Annotated in this window: 17 protein-coding genes; all 17 read left to right on the top strand. The window is 53.7% G+C overall.

Features of this window, described 5'->3' with window-relative positions; all coding sequences use genetic code 11:
- The first annotated feature begins 509 nt into the window (after positions 1-509).
- The 17 genes from spoIIE to folP all read left to right on the top strand — a co-directional run bounded on the left by spoIIE (position 510) and on the right by folP (position 21,225).
- Positions 510-3,017: a stage II sporulation protein E gene (gene spoIIE, locus MKX63_RS04075; protein WP_341015445.1), complete on the top strand. Its 2,508-nt coding sequence runs from the start codon at positions 510-512 to the stop codon at positions 3,015-3,017.
- Positions 3,018-3,713: 696 nt separating this feature from the next.
- Entirely contained in the window at positions 3,714-4,460 is a 747-nt protein-coding gene (locus MKX63_RS04070; RefSeq protein WP_341015443.1) for a hypothetical protein, read from the top strand.
- Entirely contained in the window at positions 4,450-5,388 is a 939-nt protein-coding gene (locus MKX63_RS04065; protein WP_445321868.1) for a serine/threonine protein kinase, read from the top strand. The genes MKX63_RS04070 and MKX63_RS04065 overlap by 11 nt, the downstream gene beginning before the upstream one ends.
- 86 nt (positions 5,389-5,474) lie before the next feature.
- Complete coding sequence (gene tilS, locus MKX63_RS04060; protein ID WP_341015439.1) at positions 5,475-6,917, top strand: tRNA lysidine(34) synthetase TilS; 1,443 nt, start codon at positions 5,475-5,477, stop codon at positions 6,915-6,917.
- A 46-nt stretch (positions 6,918-6,963) separates the two neighbouring features.
- Positions 6,964-7,503, top strand: a complete 540-nt coding sequence (gene hpt, locus MKX63_RS04055; RefSeq protein ID WP_036696450.1) for a hypoxanthine phosphoribosyltransferase — start codon at positions 6,964-6,966, stop codon at positions 7,501-7,503.
- A 111-nt stretch (positions 7,504-7,614) separates the two neighbouring features.
- Positions 7,615-9,660: an ATP-dependent zinc metalloprotease FtsH gene (ftsH, locus tag MKX63_RS04050; protein ID WP_341015437.1), complete on the top strand. Its 2,046-nt coding sequence runs from the start codon at positions 7,615-7,617 to the stop codon at positions 9,658-9,660.
- Positions 9,661-9,906: 246 nt separating this feature from the next.
- On the top strand, positions 9,907-10,845 hold the full coding sequence (nadA, locus tag MKX63_RS04045; RefSeq protein ID WP_036696456.1) for a quinolinate synthase NadA: 939 nt from the start codon (positions 9,907-9,909) through the stop codon (positions 10,843-10,845).
- Between the two features lie 39 nt (positions 10,846-10,884).
- A complete protein-coding gene (nadB, locus tag MKX63_RS04040; RefSeq protein ID WP_341015435.1) occupies positions 10,885-12,501 on the top strand; it encodes an L-aspartate oxidase in 1,617 nt (538 codons plus the stop codon).
- Positions 12,491-13,363 carry a carboxylating nicotinate-nucleotide diphosphorylase gene (gene nadC / locus MKX63_RS04035; RefSeq protein ID WP_341015431.1) on the top strand — a complete coding sequence of 291 codons (873 nt, stop codon included), beginning with the start codon at positions 12,491-12,493 and terminating at the stop codon, positions 13,361-13,363. The genes nadB and nadC overlap by 11 nt, the downstream gene beginning before the upstream one ends.
- Positions 13,363-14,130, top strand: coding sequence for a type III pantothenate kinase (locus tag MKX63_RS04030; RefSeq protein ID WP_341015430.1), 768 nt, complete (start codon positions 13,363-13,365; stop codon positions 14,128-14,130). The genes nadC and MKX63_RS04030 overlap by 1 nt, the downstream gene beginning before the upstream one ends.
- Positions 14,131-14,181: 51 nt before the next feature.
- A complete protein-coding gene (gene hslO / locus MKX63_RS04025; protein ID WP_341015427.1) occupies positions 14,182-15,066 on the top strand; it encodes an Hsp33 family molecular chaperone HslO in 885 nt (294 codons plus the stop codon).
- A gap of 9 nt (positions 15,067-15,075) precedes the next feature.
- The gene (locus MKX63_RS04020; RefSeq protein WP_341015425.1) at positions 15,076-16,020 is read left to right on the top strand and encodes a peptidylprolyl isomerase; all 945 of its coding nucleotides are present in this window, start codon (positions 15,076-15,078) and stop codon (positions 16,018-16,020) included.
- Between the two features lie 174 nt (positions 16,021-16,194).
- A complete protein-coding gene (cysK, locus tag MKX63_RS04015; RefSeq protein ID WP_339252702.1) occupies positions 16,195-17,133 on the top strand; it encodes a cysteine synthase A in 939 nt (312 codons plus the stop codon).
- 162 nt (positions 17,134-17,295) lie between these two features.
- Complete coding sequence (locus tag MKX63_RS04010; protein WP_341015423.1) at positions 17,296-18,918, top strand: anthranilate synthase component I family protein; 1,623 nt, start codon at positions 17,296-17,298, stop codon at positions 18,916-18,918.
- The gene (gene pabA, locus MKX63_RS04005) at positions 18,915-19,496 is read left to right on the top strand and encodes an aminodeoxychorismate/anthranilate synthase component II (RefSeq protein ID WP_076082822.1); all 582 of its coding nucleotides are present in this window, start codon (positions 18,915-18,917) and stop codon (positions 19,494-19,496) included. The genes MKX63_RS04010 and pabA overlap by 4 nt, the downstream gene beginning before the upstream one ends.
- Positions 19,493-20,371: an aminotransferase class IV gene (locus MKX63_RS04000; protein WP_341015419.1), complete on the top strand. Its 879-nt coding sequence runs from the start codon at positions 19,493-19,495 to the stop codon at positions 20,369-20,371. The genes pabA and MKX63_RS04000 overlap by 4 nt, the downstream gene beginning before the upstream one ends.
- A complete protein-coding gene (gene folP, locus MKX63_RS03995) occupies positions 20,368-21,225 on the top strand; it encodes a dihydropteroate synthase (RefSeq protein ID WP_341018509.1) in 858 nt (285 codons plus the stop codon). The genes MKX63_RS04000 and folP overlap by 4 nt, the downstream gene beginning before the upstream one ends.
- Positions 21,226-21,251: the final 26 nt, after the last annotated feature.

Below are 21,251 nucleotides of genomic sequence, written 5' to 3'. Positions count from 1 at the left end.
TGGAGGTGCGTGAATCAAATGTAATCGGAAAACCGATTACAATCAGCAAAGTGGGGGCGCATTGACCAAATGTAATCAGAAAATCGATTACAATCGGCAAAGTGGAGGCGCATTGACCAAATGTAACCGGAAAACCGATTACAATTTGCTCGCAACGCAGAGTATGAGCAGCCCAGCCCGCCCCAGCTCTATACCGCGCGCCCGAGCTTCCGGCTATTTTTGTCGGGCTTTGAACAAATTGCCGACAGCATCCATGCCATTCTCACATAACTCTAGGGCAATCGCTGACGAATGTCCGCGCGGGCATTACCTGCAACCGGCAGTGCGACTGCGGCAGTCCGCAGCCAATCTTTTACCCCGTACGGGATTGAAAGGCTTTTCCACAGAATGTCGGGACAGGCTTTTTTGTCGGAAATTTTTTACAGATTGCTCTCTGTTTCTGACAAACTTTCTTAAGACCTCCGCTATATAATGAGAACCATAAAATTCATAAACGGGTGGTGCATGGAATGAGTAAAAGCAATGTGGTGAATTTGCCGGAGTGGACAAGAGCAGGAAGCAAAGACAAAAATCAGAAAGAAGCCTTTGGTACGCGCCTTACGGCGTGGGGCACCAGGCTGCCGATGGTCCAGTTCATCGCGGTTAAGAAGTGGGCGCTGCTCCTTAGCCTAATGGGCTTTTTGCTGGGACGGGCTATGATCCTGGATGAGCTTACCCCGTTTGCTGCTGCTTATTTTGCCGTCATTGTATTTATGCGCAGGGATTCCATGCTGCCTGTGGCTGCAGCCATCGTGCTCGGCAGTCTCTTCACACCGTTTCCGGGTGCCCTCGTGGTTGCGGCAGAGCTGATTATTTTTTATCTGATCTACAAAGGGCTGGAGAACTTCCAGCGGGTGGATCTGTCTTATGCCCCATTGATGGTGTTCGTAGCTTCTTTTATGGTGGGACTGTTCCAGGTCGTTATGGGTCCTTCACTCACGTGGTATCCGCTGATGATGGCGGCCATTGATGCCATACTCGGGTTCGTGCTGACGCTTGTATTCCTGCAGGCGCTTCCTTTATTCACCTATAAGCAGAAAAGCAGGGCACTCCGCAATGAGGAGGTACTCTGTTTGATCATCCTGCTGGCTTCCGTTATGACTGGCCTTGTCGGCTGGACTATTAACGGGCTCTCACTGGAGCATGTGTTATCGCGGTTTCTGATTCTGATCTTTGCCCTGGCCGGGGGAGCGCCGCTTGGTGCTGCGGTTGGCGTAGTGACCGGGCTGATCCTCAGTCTGGCCGATATCGGAGCCATCTATCAAATGAGCCTGCTGGCCTTTTCCGGGATGCTGGCAGGGATGATGCAGTCCGGACGCAAAGGGGCGGTCTCCATCGGGATGCTGCTGGGATCAACGATTCTATCGGTCTATTTCATGGGACCGGGCGATGTCATGAATTCCACCTGGGAGACCTGTGCAGCCGTAGTATTGTTTCTTCTAACACCTAAGGGGCTGATTACTGCCATAGCCAAATATGTACCAGGCACGGCCGATCACAGCCGTTCCCAGCATGAATATGCCCGGAGGGTCCGGGATATTACAGCAGACCGGGTGACCCAGTTCTCACAGGTATTCCAGCAGCTCTCCAGCAGCTTCGGGCAGATTCCCCGGGCCGCAGAGGCGGGCAAAAGCGACCGTGAGATGGAGGACTTTATGAATACGGTAACAGAAGGAGCCTGCGCCGGGTGCATCCGGCGGACCCACTGCTGGGACGCCAAGTTCTATCAGACCTACAGATATATGACGGACATGATGACCACGGTTGAGGAGTGCCCGGACATTACCGCTGCCCAGCTGCCGCCGGAGTGGAGCCGGATCTGCGGCAGGACGGGGGAGGTGCTTGAGGTGATGAAGGGGCAATATGAGCTATACCAGCATGATATGCGCTGGAAGCGGCAAATATACGACAGCCGCCAATTTGTGGCCGAGCAATTATCCGGTGTCTCGCAGGTCATGGAGGATCTGGCGAAGGAGATTAAGCGGGAAGGGCAGGCGATGTACCGTCAGGAGAGCCAGATCCGGGAGGCGCTGGAGAAGCTGGGCCTCTCCATTCACAGCATTGAGATTCTGAGTCTCGATCCCGGCCGGGTGGAGATTGAGGTCGTGCATGCCTACACCCGGGGCTTCGATGAATGCCGCAAAATGATCGCCCCGCTGCTCTCGGATATTCTGGAGGAGAATATCGCAGTGGTCAGTGAGACCGCCGTCCATCCCCGCGAGGGCTTGTCGATGGTGACCTTTGGCTCGGCCAAGGCTTACGAGATATGCTCCGGCGTAGCTGCCGCTGCGATGGGAGGCGATATGCTGTCGGGAGACAGCTTCAGTACGGTGGAGCTGGGCAACGGCACCTTTGCCGTCTCTATCAGTGACGGAATGGGGAACGGGGAGCGAGCCCGGATGGAGAGCAGCGCTGCGTTATCCATGCTGGAAAAGCTGCTGCAATCGGGGATGGATGAGAAGCTGGCGGTGAAATCCGTCAATTCCATTCTGCTGCTGCGCTCCCCGGATGAATTCTATGCGACAGTAGATATGGCGCTGATCGACCAGTATTCGGCGCAGACCATCTTCATGAAGATTGCTTCCGCTCCGAGCTTCATCCGGCGGGGCAGCGAGGTAATTCCTGTAACGGCCAGCAATCTGCCAATCGGCATCATCAAAGACATTGAGGTGGATCTGGTCACCATGCAGCTGCGTCCCGGTGATATCCTCATCATGATGACCGATGGTATTTATGATGCGCCCGGATATGCCGTTAATAAGGAGATATGGATGAAACGTCTGATTCAGGAGCTGGAGGGCGATGACCCGCAGGATATGGCGGATGAGCTGCTGGATAAGGTAATCCGCTATCAGGGGAATGAGGTCCATGATGATATGACGATTGTGGTCAGCCGTGTCGATCATTATCACCCGGAATGGTCCAGTCTGCATATGCCCGGCGTCGGCCGGATGGAGCGCCCTCGTACGGTTAGCTAACCAGTTAGCCGTTGACCTGAAAACTAATTAGTCTATTGGGTGAGTAAGCGGGAAATGTTGCACATATTGCAGCTTGGCGCTGAAGATACCCCGGTGTTTTAGTGGATTGTTGCATAAATTGCAATATTCTTTCGGCTAATTGACTTACGGGGGTAGGAATCCTGCCTTTTGTGCAACATTTTCCATACCAGGAGGGATTAATTAGAGGAATGTTGCATTTTAGGCAGGATTATGGGATTTGGAGCAAGAGCATGAATATAAGCCCGGGTATGGGTAAAAGTATGAGTAAAAGTAACATTTAAGGGCCGAAAGCACGGTCAGTGCTGAAAGGCCGGGTCTTGTCTTCAAATCATTCGGCGAGTGCATTCCAGTCACTCGCCAGCCCCTGCTCCGCTCCGTTTCAACCGCTGCTGGTTAGCGGCCGGAAGTTGGGGTTGAAGGTTTATCGTAAAATAAATGGAATGGAGAGAATTTTGGAGCCGCAGAAGCGAAGCATTCGCCTTTGTCTTCCGATTTCAACCGCTAAATGGTTTATCAAATCAGAAACTCGGAAGACAACAGCGATCGGAGGCCCAAAAGTCTCGCAGAGACTCATTTTTACGTAGTATTTTCAATTCAACTTCCAGCGTTAAGCGGCGTTTGAAATCTCTCAACCTTGGCAATGCTAGTAACTAGACAAGGAAGGGAGGAACGGTCATGAAGCAAATTCTGCTGATCACGGACGGTTGTTCAAATGTGGGGGAGAGTCCGGTGCTGGCGGCTGCGCACGCCCGTCAGGAAGGAATCACGGTCAATGTTGTAGGGGTCATAGATTATGGAACCATCGGTGAGCTGGGCAGCCGGGAGATTGCCGATATTGCCAAGGCAGGGGGCGGGATCAGCCGGATCGTGGGAACCCCGCAGCTGGCCCAGACCATTCAGATGATGACACGCAAGACGGTGGTTCAGACCATTCAGCAGGCGGTTAATAAAGAGGTGCAAAAAATTCTCGGCGACGGCTCGCTGGCGGAGCTGCCTCCGCAGCAGCGGTCACAGGTGGTTACCGTGGTGGATGAGCTGACCGAGACCTCGCCGCTGCGCATAGCGCTTTTAATTGACGCAAGCGCCAGCATGAAGCCGAAGCTTGGCGCGGTGGAGGACGCCATCCGTGATCTGGCGCTTAGTCTGGAGGCCCGGGAAGGGCGCAGCGAGATTGCCGTATTCCATTTTCCCGGGCGCTCCAGCAGTGAGGATGCGATGCTGGATATCGACTGGACCCGGAATGTGTCTGAGGTCCGTTCCCTCTTTTCCAGACTGAAGATGCGGGGGGCTACGCCGACCGGACCGGCTATTTTCAAGGTGCTGGAACATTATCGGTATGATAAACTGGAGGAACATCGTAATTATCTTCCGGGGGAAGATGACGGGGCAAGAGAAGGGATGATTGATGGGTATGTCGTCTAATCCATCCTATCCGGCAGGCACAGTGATTACCGGCAGATGGCGGGGGAACCGTTATGTCGTGGAGCGTGTGCTGGGGAAGGGGGCAAACGGAACCGTATATCTTGTGCAGCGGGAAGGCAGACGGGAGCGGTATGCGCTTAAGATCGGATACGATACGCTGGAGCTGCAGTCTGAGATTAACGTGCTGACCTCCCTGCAGTCCTGCCGTAAGCGCAGCGAGCACCGGGCCCGCAAGGAGTCGCCGCTATCCTCCTATTTGCTGGAATCGGATGATTTCAAGGACCGGGACCATACGCCCTTTTATGTGATGCGTTATGTGGAGGGAAGGCCGCTGCATCATTTCCTGTCCAGGAACGGCGCCTCCTGGCTGGGGCTTGTCGGAATGACGATTCTGGAGAAGCTGCAGACGCTGCATGAGTGCGGCTTTGTATTCGGAGACCTGAAGCCGGAGAATGTCATGGTATCCAGCTACGGGGAAGCCGAACTGATTGATTACGGGGGAGCAAGCCCTATCGGACGCAGTGTGAAGCAGTTCACCGAATGGCATGACCGTGGATTCTGGAATGCCGGAAGCCGGACAGGCGACCAGAGCTATGACCTGTTTGCTTTTGCCGTCCTGTGCCTGCGTCTGCTTAATGAAGAAGGGCTGAAGTCTGCAGCCCAGCAGCTGCCGCAGACAAGGAGCGTAGAGGAGCTGATGAAGCTGGCCCGCGAGCTGCCGGACAAGAAGCTGTCCTCCTGGCTATGCCTCGCGCTCAAAGGCGGTTTCCCCGGTTCCGCGCAGGCTGCGGAAATCTGGCGAAGCCACATCTACAGAGGACGTAAGACCGGACATGAGACGATGGCGACCCCGCGCTGGCTCAAAAATGCGTTCGCGCTGTCTTTATTTCTGCTGGCATTCACGCTATACTGGGTTTTCCGTTTCTGATATTTGTAATAAGCAATCGTACATAATCACCAAGATGCTGACCGCCGGAGCAGGCCGTGTAAGGGATGGCAGGAAAGGAAGCCCCTATGGAGCACAGGAAGGAACTTGTGGAATCCGTAATGGAGGCCGCAGCTGAATATGAGCTGTGGGCGCCTCGTGACACCATTGTAGTCGCAGTTTCCGGAGGGCCGGACTCTGTGGCTCTTTTGCGTATTCTGCATGAGATCTCCCTGACCCGGATGCCGCTGACGCTGATATGCGCCCATGTCAATCACGGCTTCAGAGCCGAATCGGCAGAGGAAGCAGAGCTGGTGCGGGCCCTCGCGGGAGAGCTGGGCATTCCCTTCGAGCTGGGCGAATTCGATATTCCGTCCATTATTAAGGAGAGCGGTCTCGGCCCTGAAGGTGCTGCGCGGGAGAAGCGTTACCAGTTCCTGATCGCTACCGCACACCATTATCAGGCGCGCTCGGTGGCGCTGGCCCATCATGCAGATGACCAGGCCGAGACGGTGCTTATGCGGCTGCTGCGGGGGAGCGGGCCATCGGGCCTTGCCGGCATGCGCTGGAAACGGACCGAGAAAAAGGTGGAACTCATCCGCCCCTTCCTGCGTATTAACAAAACGGCTCTTGTCGGCTTTTGCCAGGAGGAGGGCCTGGCTTATGCGGAGGATGCGACTAACCTCCTGACGCAGTACAAGCGGAATGCAGTCAGGCTGGAGGTGCTGCCTATGCTGGAGCACCATAATCCGCGAGTGAGACAATCGCTTCTGCAGCTGGCTGAAATTGCCTCGGCGGAAGATGAATATATGGAGGCGAATGCGGCAAAATGCTTTGATGAGCTGGTTTTCACCGAGCATGGAAAATACACCTTGAAAAGAGCTGCCTTTGCGGCCATACCCTCCGCTTTACAACGGCGTTTGATTAAACTAATATTAAATTATCTGTCGGCGGATTCATCATTCATGGATTTTTCCAAGATTGAAGCAGTACGCCGGGGAACGCTGCAGGAATACCCTACCGTCTGGACGCTGGATATGGGTGGCGGTTATGTCTGCGTGCGGCAATATGATACCATTGTGTTCTCGTTAAGGCCCTTGAACCGGCAGGTAAGCTATACATACCGGCTGTCTTTGACTCATCCCCGGATTAAGCTGATGGAGATAGGAAAGGTTATGACGATGAGGGGGCTTGCGGGGGAAGTTTTTTGTGCACAGGAGGAGGATTACGGGAAGAACTCGGCTTGGTTTGACGGGGATGATCTTGTCCTGCCGCTCACCATTCGTTCCCGGTTGCCTGGAGATACCATAAGGGTTATGGGATTAAACGGAAGCAAAAAGGTAAAAGATATTTACATTGATGATAAAATACCTTCTTCCGAACGGCCTGCAATTCCCCTTGTATGTGATGCACTCGGCAATATCGTCTGGATTCCGGGCGTTAGGCGCTCGGTGCATGCCGCAGTTGGGCGGCACACGGCCTCGGTTCTGCTCCTGACCCTGGAAGACATGGAACAGGGCGAACAATCGTAATGGCCGAAGTAAGTCTTTCATAAGTATATCTTAGGAGGTTCGCAAGTTGCAGAATGATATTCAGGAAATCTTGATCAGCGAAGAAGAAATTCAACAAAGAATCAGGGAGCTTGGCGCCCAGCTGAGCAAGGAATATGCAGACCGCACACCTTTAGTGATTTGTGTACTCAAAGGTGCGTTTATTTTTATGGCGGATCTGGTTAAGGTGATTACAGTACCCGTTGAAATGGACTTCATGGCGGTATCCAGCTACGGCGGTACAACCAAATCATCCGGCGTAGTCAAAATCATTAAGGATTTGGATACATCGGTTGAAGGCCGTGATGTTCTGATTGTCGAGGATATTATCGACAGTGGCCTTACACTCAGCTATCTGATTGACATGCTGCAGGGGCGCAATGCCGCTTCTGTCAATGTAGTCACTCTGTTCGACAAGCCGTCAGGCCGCGCAGTGAATCTTGAAGCCCAATATACCGGCTTTGTGATTCCTGATGCATTCCTCGTAGGCTATGGACTGGACTATGCCGAGCTGTACCGGAACCTCCCTTACGTCGGTGTACTGAAGCCTGAGATTTATACCAAATGAACTACCCGACAGCCTTAGATCTACGGATCACTTTTCTGGATTTCCTGACAATTTGAGGAGTCCGGTCAGGCTATGGTACAATAACTTGAGCGTTGCGAGAGGAGGTAGGGGATGAATCGGTTCATCCGGAATTCTGGTTTTTATTTGATTTTATTTTTAGTCGTGGTGGGCATAGTCCAGTTTGTAAGCAATGGAAATGAATCCGCCGATCTCCCTAGATATGACGAGTTGCGGCAGGAGATCTCGAAGAATAATGTGAAGAGCATGACGGTTCAGTTTGAGGGGAATGCCTTTCTGGTAACTGGCGAATATAAAGAGCTGCCACCCGAGGCTAAATCGAAGAATTTCTCCACTTATGTTCCTCCTACAGACCGGGCCCTTGATGAACTTGTGGCAGCAAGCGATCAGAACGGCATAGAACTGAGCCAGAAGAAAATGGAAGGTGACAGCATCTGGCTGACATTCCTTTCTTCCATGATTCCACTGGTCATCATGTTCATCCTGTTCTTCTTCCTGTTCAATAATGCACAGGGCGGCGGCGGCAAGGTGATGAACTTCGGCAAGAGCAAAGCCCGGTTATATAATGAAGAGAAGAAGAAGATCAGCTTCGAGGATGTTGCAGGGGCTGACGAAGAGAAGCAAGAGCTGGTTGAGGTTGTTGAATTCCTTAAGGATCCCCGCAAATTCGCAGCGGTGGGTGCCCGGATTCCGAAAGGGGTACTCCTTGTAGGTCCTCCGGGAACAGGTAAAACCTTGCTAGCCCGTGCAGTTGCAGGGGAAGCAGGCGTTCCGTTCTTCAGCATCTCCGGTTCCGACTTCGTGGAAATGTTCGTCGGTGTCGGCGCATCCCGCGTACGTGACTTGTTCGAGAACGCGAAGAAGAACGCACCTTGTATTATCTTTATCGATGAGATCGATGCAGTGGGACGTCAGCGCGGCGCAGGACTTGGCGGCGGACATGACGAACGGGAACAGACCCTTAACCAGTTGCTCGTTGAAATGGACGGCTTTGGCGGCAACGAAGGCATTATCATTGTCGCGGCTACCAACCGCGCAGATATACTTGACCCGGCGCTGCTCCGTCCGGGCCGTTTCGACCGTCAAATTACGGTTGACCGTCCAGATGTGAAGGGCCGTGAAGCTGTACTGAAGGTTCACTCCCGCAATAAACCGCTGACCAAGGATGTAAGACTTGACGTCATCGCCAAGCGTACTACCGGCTTCACCGGTGCGGATCTGGAGAACCTGCTGAACGAAGCGGCATTGCTTGCTGCACGCCGTAACCGTAAGGACATTACGATGCGTGAAGTGGATGAAGCGATTGACCGTGTCATCGTGGGTACCGAGAAGCGCAGCCGCGTCATCAGTGACCGCGAGAAACGGATTGTCGCTTATCACGAAGCAGGCCATACCATTGCCGGCTACTTCCTTGAGCATGCTGATGTGGTTCACAAGGTCACTATTATCCCGCGCGGCCGTGCCGGCGGATATGTCATTATGCTTCCTAAGGAAGACCGGATGATCGTTACCAAGCAAGAGCTGCTTGATAAGGTAACCGGACTCCTGGGCGGACGTGTTGCCGAAGAATTATTCATTGGTGAAATCGGCACAGGCGCTTATAGCGACTTCCAGCAGGCTACGCGCATTGTGCGTGCGATGATTATGGAATACGGGATGAGTGATAAGCTTGGGCCCTTGCAGTTCGGTGCAACCCAAGGCCAAGTCTTCCTGGGCCGTGATATCGGACATGAACAGAATTACAGCGACTCCATTGCTTATGAAATTGATCAGGAAATGCAGAACCTTATCCGCAGCAGCTATGAGCGCGCAAGAGAACTGCTGACCAAGCACTCCAAAGAAATGCATCTGATTGCCAACACCCTGATTGAGAAGGAGACGCTGGAACTTGATCAGATCACAGAATTGATTGAGCAAGGCTACCTGAGTGAGGATGGCAAGCCGGAAGAAGGAGACGCCGTTACCAATGAAGCGGGCGAGCCGATTATTGATTCCATCGGTGATGTACGTGTCCGGATTCAAGGTAAGAATGACGAAGAATCCCCGTTAGACCTATCCAAGGATATTCCGAACAAGCCGGACCCTGAAGAGGGCAACGGACCGGATGACGGGAATAAGGGCGGCGGAAGTCTAGTCTAAGCTGTATTGAAGCAAATTGTGTAGTCTAGCCCGGAGAACCACTGGTTCTCCGGGCTTTTCTTTTAAATTATAAGAATGTATAGGTTTCACACGGTAACTTGTCCTCCGGTTTCTCTCAGAAACAGAGCGTCCGCTTAGATTGACAGGGGGTGGAACGTTGTGTACATTAGTGAATAAACATCAAATTTATCATTTATAAGAAATGTACTGGCGGCAAGCCATGAAGACATAAGGGGGAGACTGACCGTGGAAGCTCTGGCGCTTGAGCGCAAGCAGGAACAGAATCGAGAACTTCGTGTGCGCCTTGAACAGCTTAAGAAGGAACGGAATGCTATTATTCTGGCTCATTATTATCAGCGTGATGAAATTCAGGAGGTTGCCGATTTCCGGGGAGACTCTTTTTTGCTGGCCCAGAAGGCGGCGGAGACAGAGGCAGATGTAATCGTATTCTGCGGTGTTCATTTCATGGGGGAAAGTGCCAAGATTCTGGCGCCGAACAAGACGGTCCTGATTCCTGACGAACGTGCAGGCTGCCCGATGGCTGACATGGTCAATGTGGATGGGTTGCGGAAATTGAAGGCGCAGCATCCGGGTGCCAAGGTAGTAACCTATATCAATTCCTCGGCAGAGATTAAGGCGGAGACAGATATTTGCTGCACCTCAGCGAATGCGGTGAAGGTTATCGAATCGCTTGATGCCGAAGAAATTATCTGGGTGCCCGACAAGAATCTGGGTCAATATGTGCAGGATCAGACCGGCAAGAAGCTGATTATCTGGGAGGGCTATTGCAATACTCATGACATGCTTACTGTCAAAGATGTGATGGAGATGAGAGCCAAATACCCTGAAGCTGAATTTGTTGTACATCCCGAATGCCGCCCGGAAGTCGTAGCAATGGGGGATTATGTTGGCAGCACTACCTCAATTCTGGAATATTGCCGGAAATCGGACCGCCGGCAGTTTATTGTAGGCACTGAGGATGGAACTGGGTATCAGCTGCGGCTGGACAGCCCGGATAAGGAGTTTCATTTTGCCACCAAATTCCTGGTGTGTCCTAATATGAAGGTTAACAATCTGAAGAAGCTGGTCAAATGCCTGGAGACAATGAAGCCGCAGATCTATGTACCGCCTGCAGTCGCCGACAAAGCCAGAACATCCCTAGAGCGCATGCTACAAGTCCGGTAGCATGCGCTACTCTTTCGTTGAAACAGGTGAAAAGCGGTCATGATTCCACAATATTTGGTTGATTTTGATCTTCAGGGACTTCCTGTAGTTAAGACGGACTGCCTGGTTATTGGGTCCGGTATTGCCGGGTTATTCACAGCGATTAAGGCCAGCGAAGACCGGAAGGTTATTATGATTACGAAGAAGACCGTAATGGAGAGCAACACACGGTATGCCCAGGGCGGAATTGCGGCCGTCATTTCGGAGGATGATTCGCCCGCGTATCACCGTCAGGATACCCTGATGGCCGGCGCGGGGCTGAACTCCTCTGCGGCTGTGGATGTGCTGGTCAATGAAGGCCCCGAAGGCGTCCGCGAGCTGATCCGGCTTGGCACTATTTTCGATAAGGAGAATGGTGTCTTGGCCTTAACCCAGGAGGGGGCACATAGCCACCGCCGTATTTTACATGCAAATGGGGATGCTACAGGATATGAGATTGTCCGCGCACTCGCTGAACAGGCTGCCCGGCATGAGAATATTGAGACCTGGGATGACCATTATGTCATTGACCTGATTACGGAGGGCGGAGAGTGTCTGGGAGCGCTTGTACAGCAGCCTGACGGCGGAAGGTTGTTCCTTCAGGCAGATGCAACCATCCTATGCTCCGGCGGAGCAGGACAGCTATACCGTTACACGACCAATCCTGAGGTGGCCACCGGAGATGGAGTAGCTATTGCTTACCGTGCCGGTGCCCATATCCGTGATATGGAGTTCATCCAGTTTCATCCGACAGCACTCAGCTATCCTGGCGCTCCGCGCTTCCTGATCTCAGAAGCTGTGCGGGGAGAAGGGGCGGTCCTGCGGAACATTAACGGTGAGCGGTTCATGGAACGTTATCATGAGCTGCAGGAGCTGGCCCCGCGGGATATTGTTGCCCGTGCCATTGTAAGCGAGATGGAATTGACCAAATCAACCTTTGTCTATCTGGATATTACGCATGAACCGTCGGATATGGTTAAACACCGCTTTCCGACCATTTATGCGACCTGCATGAGCTACGGGCTGGATATTACAAGTGACTGGATTCCGGTGGCTCCTGCTGCGCATTATATGATGGGGGGCGTGAAGACCGACCTGAGCGGAGAGAGCACGGTTGCCCGCCTGTTTGCCTGTGGTGAGGTATCCTCTACTGGTGTGCAGGGAGCCAACCGGTTGGCCAGCAACTCTTTGTCGGAAGCCGTAGTGTTCGGCCGCCGGATCATTGAACGCATCCGTCAGCTGCCGCCGCTTGACCGGGATAACCTACCCTCAGCCTATCATCAGGCAAGGGTGGAAGCTCCTGCACAGGCGATTGTAGAACGGCGGCTCAAGCTGCAAAAGGCTATGGTGCGTTATGCCGGACTGCGGCGGAACCGGGAAATGCTGAATAAAGGCTTGGATGAAATCAAGCGCCAGCTGCCGATTTTTAGGACCAAACTGACAACACGGGAAGAATACGAGTTCGCCAATATGCTTACATGCTGTCTGCTGATCACCGAATCGGCACTGGCACGGGAGGAGAGCCGCGGTGCACATTATCGTGAGGATTATCCGCTGCGCAGTGACGCACAGTGGCAGAAGCATCTGCTCCAGATTCGCGAACTTGGAATAGTGGAGGAATTAAGTGATGATGTTTAACGGATATAATGAAGACCTGCTTAAGGCTATTAAGGGATGGCTGCAGGAAGATGTCGGCTCAGGGGATATTACCACCCGTACAACCATACCCGCAGGGCATGAGTCCAAGGGAATTATCCATGCTAAGGAGGACGGGATTATTTGTGGAATCCCCGTGGCCGAGCTGGTGTTCGAGGTCGTTGATCCTGGGCTCGTATTCACAGCAATGGTCCAGGAAGGACAAGCTGTCTCCAAGGGTACTGTGATTGCCGAGGTAGAAGGCAGCACCCATGCCATCCTGACCGGTGAACGGCTTGCCCTCAACTTGATGCAGCGGCTATCGGGTGTGGCTTCGCGCACGGCTTCTTTTGTAGAAAAGCTTCAAGGACTGCCGACCCGCCTGGTGGATACCCGCAAGACCACGCCGGGCCACCGGATGCTGGAGAAATATGCAGTCCGCATAGGCGGCGGAGCCAACCACCGTTACGGTCTGTATGATGCGGTAATGATTAAGGATAATCATATCAAGGGGGCCGGCGGCATCCGTCAGGCAGTAGGGCGTGCCCGTGCCAATATCCCGCATACCATGACCATTGAAGTAGAGACGGAGAGTCTGGAGCAGGTGGAGGAAGCGCTCGCGGCCGGAGCGGATATTATTATGCTCGATAACATGTCTCCTGAGCAGATGGCTGAAGCCGTGAGAAGAATCCGGACCAAGGCGAAGCATGTCACCATTGAGGCATCGGGCAACGTATCTCTGGAGACGGTCCGGGGCATTGCTGAATCGGGTGTGGATGTCATTTCGGTAGGCCGACTGACGTATTCCTTCGCCAGTCTCGATATCAGTCTGGACCTGAACGCGAAGAAGGAGGGAACCCTCTGATGATACTTGTCGTTGATATCGGCAATACGAACATCGTGCTGGGTGTCTACCGGGGCAGTGAGCTGCTGCACCATTTCCGGCTGAGCACTGCCCGCGGGTCCACTGTCGATGAATATGGTGTGATGATTCATAATTTGTTCAGCATGTCGAATCTGTCGTTCAGGGATGTCGAGGGGGTCATCATTTCTTCGGTGGTTCCGCCGCTCGTGCAGGTCATTGTGGAGATGTGTGTCAAATTCATCGGCAAGGACCCGCTGCTGGTGGGACCCGGTATCAAAACCGGGCTTAATCTGCGTTATGAGAACCCGCGCGAAGTGGGGGCGGACCGGATTGTGAACGCGGTTGCGGCGATTGAGCAGTATCAATGTCCGCTTGTTGTCGTTGATTTTGGTACGGCAACCACCTTCGACTGCATTGATGCCGGGGCCAACTACCTGGGCGGTGCTATCGTGCCGGGTCTGGTCATTTCTACGGAGGCCCTCTATCTGCGGGCATCCAAGCTGCCCCGGATCGAGCTGGAGAAGCCCAAGAAGGTAATCGGACGCAATACCGTACATGCGATGCAGGCCGGGATCATTTTTGGCTATGCCGGTCAGGTAGAGGGTATCGTCAGACGCATCAAGCAGGAGATGAACGCTCCCGTTCTCAAGGTTATTGCTACAGGGGGGCTGGCCTCACTGATTGCCAGTGAGACAGAGTGTATCGACGAGGTTAATCCGATGCTGACACTTGAAGGATTGCGCATTATTTACAACCGTAACAAATAATCTTAAAGATGAACCTATACAGAACAGACAGATAGGAGGAGTATGCACCCGATGGATAATAAGAAGGACCGCCTGGTCCGGGGGACGGCGATGAACGGAAGAGTCAGAGCGTTCGCTGTCCGTACCACAGAGCTAGTCGATGAATTGCGGCGCAGACATGATACGTATCCGACGGCTACGGCAGCGCTTGGACGTACGGTTACGGCCGCAGCTATAATGGGGGCCATGCTCAAGGGGCAAGAGAAACTGGCAATTATGGTCAAAGGAAACGGCCCACTCGGACAGATTACGGCTGAATCCAATGCCCTGGGAGAAGTTCGCGGTTATGTGAATAATCCGCATGTTCATCTGCCAAGCAACAGCATGGGTAAGCTGGATGTCGCAGGGGCGGTAGGAACGGAAGGCTTCATTGATGTCAGCAAAGATTTGGGCATGAAGGAGCCGTACCGGGGCAGTGTGCCTATCGTTTCAGGAGAGCTGGGTGACGATTTCACCTATTATTTTGCCCTCTCGGAGCAAACGCCTGCTGCTGTAGGACTTGGAGTGCTGGTGGAGACCGATAATTCAGTTAGAGTTGCCGGAGGCTTTATCATTCAACTGCTGCCCGGCCTGACCGATGAGCAAATTACCGAGGTTGAGCAAGCGGTTGGAGCCATGCCTTCGGTTACGTCCGTGCTGGATCAGGGGCTTGAGCCTGAGGAAATGCTGCGGATGCTGCTGCCGGATGCTGTGATCCTGGATGAGCTGGAGATCAGCTTTGTATGCCAGTGCTCACGGGAACGGATTGAGCAGACTCTGGTCAGTCTGGGTGAGCATGAGCTGGAACGGCTGATTGAAGAAGATGATACGGCAGAAGTCGTCTGCCATTATTGCAATGAGAGCTATGTATTTAACAAGGATGAACTGCAGGTAATCCTCGATCAAGCGAAGTCTTAGGGCTATGAGATGGTGACAAGACAGGAGCGCGCGCTGCGCAATGCCGTTATATTACTTGCCGTGGCAACGCTGGTACTGGGAGGGCTATTATTCTGGAGCCTGCGTGCTATGGCGCTGCTGAAGGCAGAGACGGCTGAAGGGGAAGCCTCGGATGTCGCTGCTGCCGGAGGCCAGCCGGTCACGGAACAGGAATGGATAGAGGAGCTTCAGAAGAAGCACGGGGAAGAAGTGCTGCTGAGCATGCTGAATCATATCGTGGTAGGCAAGGAAGCCGCAGCGCTGGGAATTACGGTCACGGATGAAGAGATTGAGCAGGAGCTGCTGCGCGGCATCTCCGGTTATAGCTCAGAAGAGCAGTACTATCAGCAGATGGAGTCTGAGCTTGGACTATCCCGTCAGGAGCTGCGTGAGGAGACGGCATACCGGTTGACGCTCCAGGCAATAGCTACGGCCGGCATTACGGTCAGTGAAGCGGAAATTGATGAATATCTGAAGCAAAATAGCGAGAGATTCATGCCCCGCAAGCAAATGCAGCTCTCTATCATCCAGACCTCCACCTACAACGAGGCTAGTACAGTGATGGACCGCCTGGAGCAGGGGGAGGATTTTGCAGAGCTGGCCCGGGAGGTCTCGATCGATGAGGAAAGCCGCCAGCACGGCGGCAGTATCGGAACGGTCGAGGAGAAGGACCCGTTCTGGCCTCAGGAGCTGCTGGAGACAGCAGCCGGGCTTGAGAATGGGAATATCGCAGGGCCGCTGCAGGTTGACGGGGGGTACGCTGTAATCCGTCTGGAGAAGCTGATTGATCCTGTCAAGCCGGATCAGGAGGAGCTGCGCCGGATGATCGGCCAGCAGCTGAGACTGGAGCAGGCAGCGCCCTTGCAGCAGGTAGAGCGTGAATTACGGGCCAAATACGATACAGCAATATATATTGACAACAGCCTGCAAGATTGATAATATGAGATTAAATATAAAACCTACTGATTTAGTCGGGAATATTAAGCGGTACAATTTCAACTGTTAGTTACCCAGGCATTGTGAGCCGGGAGCTACGGTAATATATGCTGATAGCATCTGTCATAAGTTCCGCACCCTAATTCATTTATCATTCCAAGGAGGTTTTTACTCATGGCTAAAGTCGTCAACAGTGTAACAGATTTGATCGGTGGCACACCGCTCGTACGCTTGAACCGGATTGTTCCGGAAGGTTCGGCAGAGATCTTCCTGAAGCTGGAATACCAGAATCCAGGCTCCAGTGTGAAAGACCGTATTGCCATCAGCATTGTAGAAGAGGCAGAGAAAGAGGGCCTGCTGAAGCCGGGTGGCACGATTGTAGAAGCGACCAGCGGTAATACCGGGATCGGGCTGGCGCTTGTGGCAGCGGCCAAAGGCTACAAGGCCATTATTGTTATGCCGGAAACGATGAGCCTTGAGCGCCGCAATTTGCTGCGCGCTTACGGCGCTGAGCTGGTATTGACTCCGGGATCGGAAGGAATGAACGGTGCGGTTAAGAAGGCTGAGCAGATTCTGAGCGAGAATCCGGATTATTTCCTTGCGGAGCAGTTCAAGAACAAGGCTAACGTGAAGATTCACCGCGAGACCACTGGACCTGAAATCGTTGAAGCGATCGAATCCGTAGGCGGCCCGCTGGATGCATTCATTGCCGGTGTCGGCACAGGCGGAACGATCAGCGGTGCCGGTGAAGTGCTGAAGAATCAATATCCGGGCGTGAAGATCTATGCGGTAGAACCTGCCGCTTCACCGATTCTGGCTGGAGGCAAACCGGGCCCGCACAAGATTCAGGGTATCGGCGCTAACTTCGTGCCAGAAATTCTGAATCAGGATATCTATGATGAGATTATTCATGTTGAGAATGATGAAGCGTTCGAAACTGCCCGCCGCGTAGCCAAGGAAGAAGGCGTGCTGTCCGGTATTTCCTCCGGTGCGGCTGTATTTGCTGCCCTGAAGGTGGCGAAGGAACTGGGCGCAGGCAAGAAGATTGTTGTCATCATCCCAAGCAACGGCGAACGTTACCTGAGCACTCCGCTTTATAACTTTGAAGTATAATTGCTGAGCATTCAGCTCGTTAGAAGAGCCTGCCCTATCCGCTTTCACAGGGATACTGCAGGCTCTTTTTTGAATAATAACTAATATAAGTCGTTTGGGCTTTTCAAAGTAACCCTATGTACAGTATACTGACAGGCAATAAACTATCGATGAGACGGGAGAATGGTTGTGGAGATCTTAACGGCTTGGCAGGACTGGGAGCAATGGGCAGAAGCAGATGAAGCCTGGAGCATCTTGCCCCTGATCCTGAGGAAACGGCAGGACAATCAGGGCTTGCCCCGCAGCTGGAAGCAGGCCTGGGAACAGGCTTCCCCCTATTCGGTTGTTCTGGAGAGCGGCAAGGGCGGGCGCTACACCTATCTGGGACTAAGCCCTGTCTCGATCATTGAAGGCCGGAGAGCCGTTGCACAGAGCTATACTCCCGGAGCTAAGGCTACGGGGCATATAGAATCTGCCGTAACAGAAGGCCAGCCGCTGCAAGTGCTTCAGGCATGGATGAAGGAATATACGTCTCCCCGCCTGACACTCGATGGTCTGCCGCCATTCACCGGAGGCTGTATCGGATTTCTTGGCTATGATGTGGCCCGTTCCCTGGAGAAGCTGCCGTCGCTTGCCAGGAACAACCCAGAATTTCCGGATTATCTGTTCATGAGACTGGAAGAAGTGTGGATCTACGATGAGCAGGAGCAGCAGCTCTACTGTGCAGTTCATGTTCCTGTGCCGGATACGGTATCCGGTGACCTGGACGGGCTAAGGAGACTATATGAGGCTGCTGTGCACCGTGCGGAGCGCATGGAGGAGCAGTGGGGCCTTCTCTACGCACCGGCAGAGCCGGAAGAAGCCGCTGCTGCAAGGTATGCCGGGCTTACCCGCAGGGTGGAGAGCGAGACCGAGAATACCGGTGAGTGGCCCGGTATGAACTCGGATTTCTCTGCCGCGCACTTTCAGCAGGCTGTGCTGAAGGTCCAGGAATACATCCGTGCGGGGGATGTCTTCCAGGTGAACCTCTCGCTGCGCCAGCAGGCGCAGCTCAAATCCACACCCGAGGACGTCTACGAATGGCTCCGTAGACTCAACCCGTCCCCGTACATGGGGCTGCTCCGCACGCCCGGCTTCGCGCTCTCCAGCGCATCGCCGGAGCTGCTCGTCAAGCTGCACGGGGACAAGGTCAGCGCCCGCCCCATTGCCGGCACCCGGCGGCGGGGCCACACTCCCGCGGAGGACGCCGCCATGGAGGCGGAGCTGCGCGGGAGCGAGAAGGAGATCGCCGAGCATATCATGCTTGTCGATCTGGAGCGCAGCGACATCGGCCGTGTCGCTGCCTACGGAACGGTCAGCGTGCCGGAGCTGCTGACCGTAGAGCGATACTCGCATGTGATGCATCTCGTCTCGCAGGTCGAGGGAATCGTCGCTCCCGGCAGGGATGCGTACGATGTCATTGCCGCCTTGTTCCCCGGCGGCACCATCACGGGCGCGCCCAAGGTGCGCACCATGGAGATCATTGAAGAGCTGGAGCCGGTCCGCCGGGGGCCATATACTGGATCTATGGGCTGGATTGACTATAACGGCAATATGGAATTAAATATAATCATACGCACGCTCGCCGTGAAGGACGGAATGGGCTACATTCAGACAGGTGCTGGAATTGTAATCGATTCAGACCCTTACCGTGAGTACCGGGAATGCCACAACAAAGCCAAAGCGGTAGTAAAAGCCATTCTCTGCAGTGAACGCGAGCAGGAAGAGCGGGCTGCCCTCGGCGCCGAAGGAGGAAGCGCATTATGATCTTGGTCATCGATAATTATGATTCCTTTACCTATAACCTGGTGCAGTATCTGGGTGAGCTGGGGGAAGAAGTTAAGGTAGCGCGCAACGATGAGATCAGCATAGAGGAGATAGAAGCATTAGCCCCCGATCACATTCTGATCTCTCCTGGACCCTGCACACCGAATGAGGCAGGCATCAGCCTTGCGCTGCTGCAGCATTTCAAGGGCATCATCCCCATATTCGGCGTATGTCTCGGACACCAGGCGATCGGACAAGCTTTTGGAGGTAATGTCATCCGTGCAGAACGCCTGATGCATGGCAAAACCTCGCCCATCCACCATAATGGCACCTCCGTATTTGAAGGGCTGGAATCTCCTTTCACAGCGACACGTTATCACTCACTGATCGTGGAACGTGAGAGTCTGCCGGATTGTCTGGAGATTACCGCCGAGACTGCCGAGGGCGAGATCATGGCCTTGCGGCATAAGGAATACCCGATTGAAGGGGTGCAGTTCCATCCCGAGTCAATCATTACGAATCACGGGCATACCATGCTGCGCAATTTCCTGAAACGGAGAGCCGGAGAACCGGCATGAAATATATAGGAATTAATAACAAAGCAGTCGACGCCAAAGACGCCGTGGTCTCCGCTCTGGATCACGGCTTTTTGTACGGCATGGGCCTGTTCGAGACCTTCCGTACGTATGGGGGACAGCCTTTCCTGCTGGAGCGCCATCTGAGCAGAATGGCAGCGGGCTGCCGCCAGCTGGGCATTCCTTTTGAGCCGGATATACAGGGGCTGCGGGAATGGATTCAGCTTGTAATGGACAAGAATGAGCTTAGTGAGGCGTATATCCGCTACACCGTTACGGCCGGTGAGGATATTCTGGGTCTGCCATCTGCAGCCTATAAGCAGCCTAATCAGCTGCTCTATATCAAAGCTTTGCCGGTCACACCAACCGGCTTATACACGGAAGGCAAAGAACTTCAGCTTTTGAACCACCGGCGTAATACCCCGGAGGGACCGGTAAGACTCAAATCGCTGCACTATATGAACAACATTCTGGCAAAACGTGAATTGGCCGGATATCCGTCCGCAGAGCATGGGGCCGAGGGACTTATGCTGACCGCACAGGGAGAGCTCGCCGAGGGCATTGTGAGCAATATTTTTTTCATCTCCAATAAAAGGCTCTATACCCCCGATATAGCCACCGGAATTCTACCGGGAATTACCCGGGAAATGGTGCTTGAGCTGGCAGCGGCCAGCCTTCAGCCGGAACAGGGCTTGTACCGCTGGGAGCAGCTTGCGGATGCGGATGAAATCTTCCTCACCAATTCGGTGCAGGAGATTGTACCGGTAAGTACATTATGGAATGGAGACCGGCGGGTAACCATAGGCAGCGGGCGCTGTGGAGAGCAGACGGCTGCACTTATGAGGCTGTACAGAGAAAGGACGGATATGCTGATATGAAGCCGATCATCTATGAACGGACTTACCGCTGCGGAAGCAGCGAGCTGAAATTGGGCAAGCGCACGCTGATTATGGGGATACTCAATGTGACGCCGGACTCCTTTTCGGATGGGGGTCTGTGGGCGGAGCGGGATAGAGCGGTAGAGCATGCGCTGCAAATGGCGGCAGAGGGTGCCGATATTATCGATATAGGCGGAGAATCCACGCGTCCGGGTCACCAGCCGGTGAGTGCTGAAGAGGAATTGGCCCGTGTCCTTCCTGTCATTGAGCGTATCCATCATGCCGCTCCGCATCTCCCCCTCTCTATAGATACCTACAAGGCGGAAGTCGCCCGTCAGGCGATTCAGGCCGGTGCGCATATTATCAACGATGTATGGGGTGCCAAGGCCGATCCGCAGATGGCGGCGGTTGCTGCGCAGGCAGACTGTCCGATCATTCTGATGCATAACCGTCATGACCGTGATTATAAGGACTTGATCAACGACATGACGAATGACTTGAGTGTGAGTATTGACCTGGCGCTGGCAGCGGGAGTGAAGCCGGAGAATATTATTTTGGACCCGGGAATCGGTTTTGCCAAGGACTATACAGAGAATCTTCAGGTCATGACGGGGCTAAGCGCACTGACGAAGCTGGGGTACCCGGTGCTGCTGGCCACTTCGCGCAAAAAATTCATCCGCACCGCCCTCGGTCTGCCCGCAGATGATGTCTTGGAGGGGACCGCGGCTACTGTTGCCTTCGGGATTGCTCAGGGCTGTCAGCTTGTGCGGGTTCATGATATTGCGGCAATGAAACGTACCGTAGAGATGTGTGACGCCATGTTCTATGCAGGGTCCCCTGTGCTCAGCATATAGATTATATTTTTCAAGAGAAGGCAGGT

The organism is Paenibacillus sp. FSL R7-0179, from assembly GCF_038002265.1.
In the GTDB taxonomy this organism is placed as follows: domain Bacteria; phylum Bacillota; class Bacilli; order Paenibacillales; family Paenibacillaceae; genus Paenibacillus_AQ.
This window is presented reverse-complemented; position numbering and strand designations above follow the sequence as displayed.

Coding starts and splice junctions, on each gene's coding strand:
- spoIIE (WP_341015445.1), top strand. CDS start 510: ATGAGTAAAAGCAATGTGGTGAATTTGCCGGAGTGGACAAGAGCAGGA.
- MKX63_RS04070 (WP_341015443.1), top strand. CDS start 3,714: ATGAAGCAAATTCTGCTGATCACGGACGGTTGTTCAAATGTGGGGGAG.
- MKX63_RS04065 (WP_445321868.1), top strand. CDS start 4,450: ATGTCGTCTAATCCATCCTATCCGGCAGGCACAGTGATTACCGGCAGA.
- tilS (WP_341015439.1), top strand. CDS start 5,475: ATGGAGCACAGGAAGGAACTTGTGGAATCCGTAATGGAGGCCGCAGCT.
- ftsH (WP_341015437.1), top strand. CDS start 7,615: ATGAATCGGTTCATCCGGAATTCTGGTTTTTATTTGATTTTATTTTTA.
- nadB (WP_341015435.1), top strand. CDS start 10,885: ATGATTCCACAATATTTGGTTGATTTTGATCTTCAGGGACTTCCTGTA.
- nadC (WP_341015431.1), top strand. CDS start 12,491: ATGATGTTTAACGGATATAATGAAGACCTGCTTAAGGCTATTAAGGGA.
- MKX63_RS04030 (WP_341015430.1), top strand. CDS start 13,363: ATGATACTTGTCGTTGATATCGGCAATACGAACATCGTGCTGGGTGTC.
- hslO (WP_341015427.1), top strand. CDS start 14,182: ATGGATAATAAGAAGGACCGCCTGGTCCGGGGGACGGCGATGAACGGA.
- MKX63_RS04020 (WP_341015425.1), top strand. CDS start 15,076: ATGGTGACAAGACAGGAGCGCGCGCTGCGCAATGCCGTTATATTACTT.
- cysK (WP_339252702.1), top strand. CDS start 16,195: ATGGCTAAAGTCGTCAACAGTGTAACAGATTTGATCGGTGGCACACCG.
- MKX63_RS04010 (WP_341015423.1), top strand. CDS start 17,296: ATGGTTGTGGAGATCTTAACGGCTTGGCAGGACTGGGAGCAATGGGCA.
- pabA (WP_076082822.1), top strand. CDS start 18,915: ATGATCTTGGTCATCGATAATTATGATTCCTTTACCTATAACCTGGTG.
- MKX63_RS04000 (WP_341015419.1), top strand. CDS start 19,493: ATGAAATATATAGGAATTAATAACAAAGCAGTCGACGCCAAAGACGCC.
- folP (WP_341018509.1), top strand. CDS start 20,368: ATGAAGCCGATCATCTATGAACGGACTTACCGCTGCGGAAGCAGCGAG.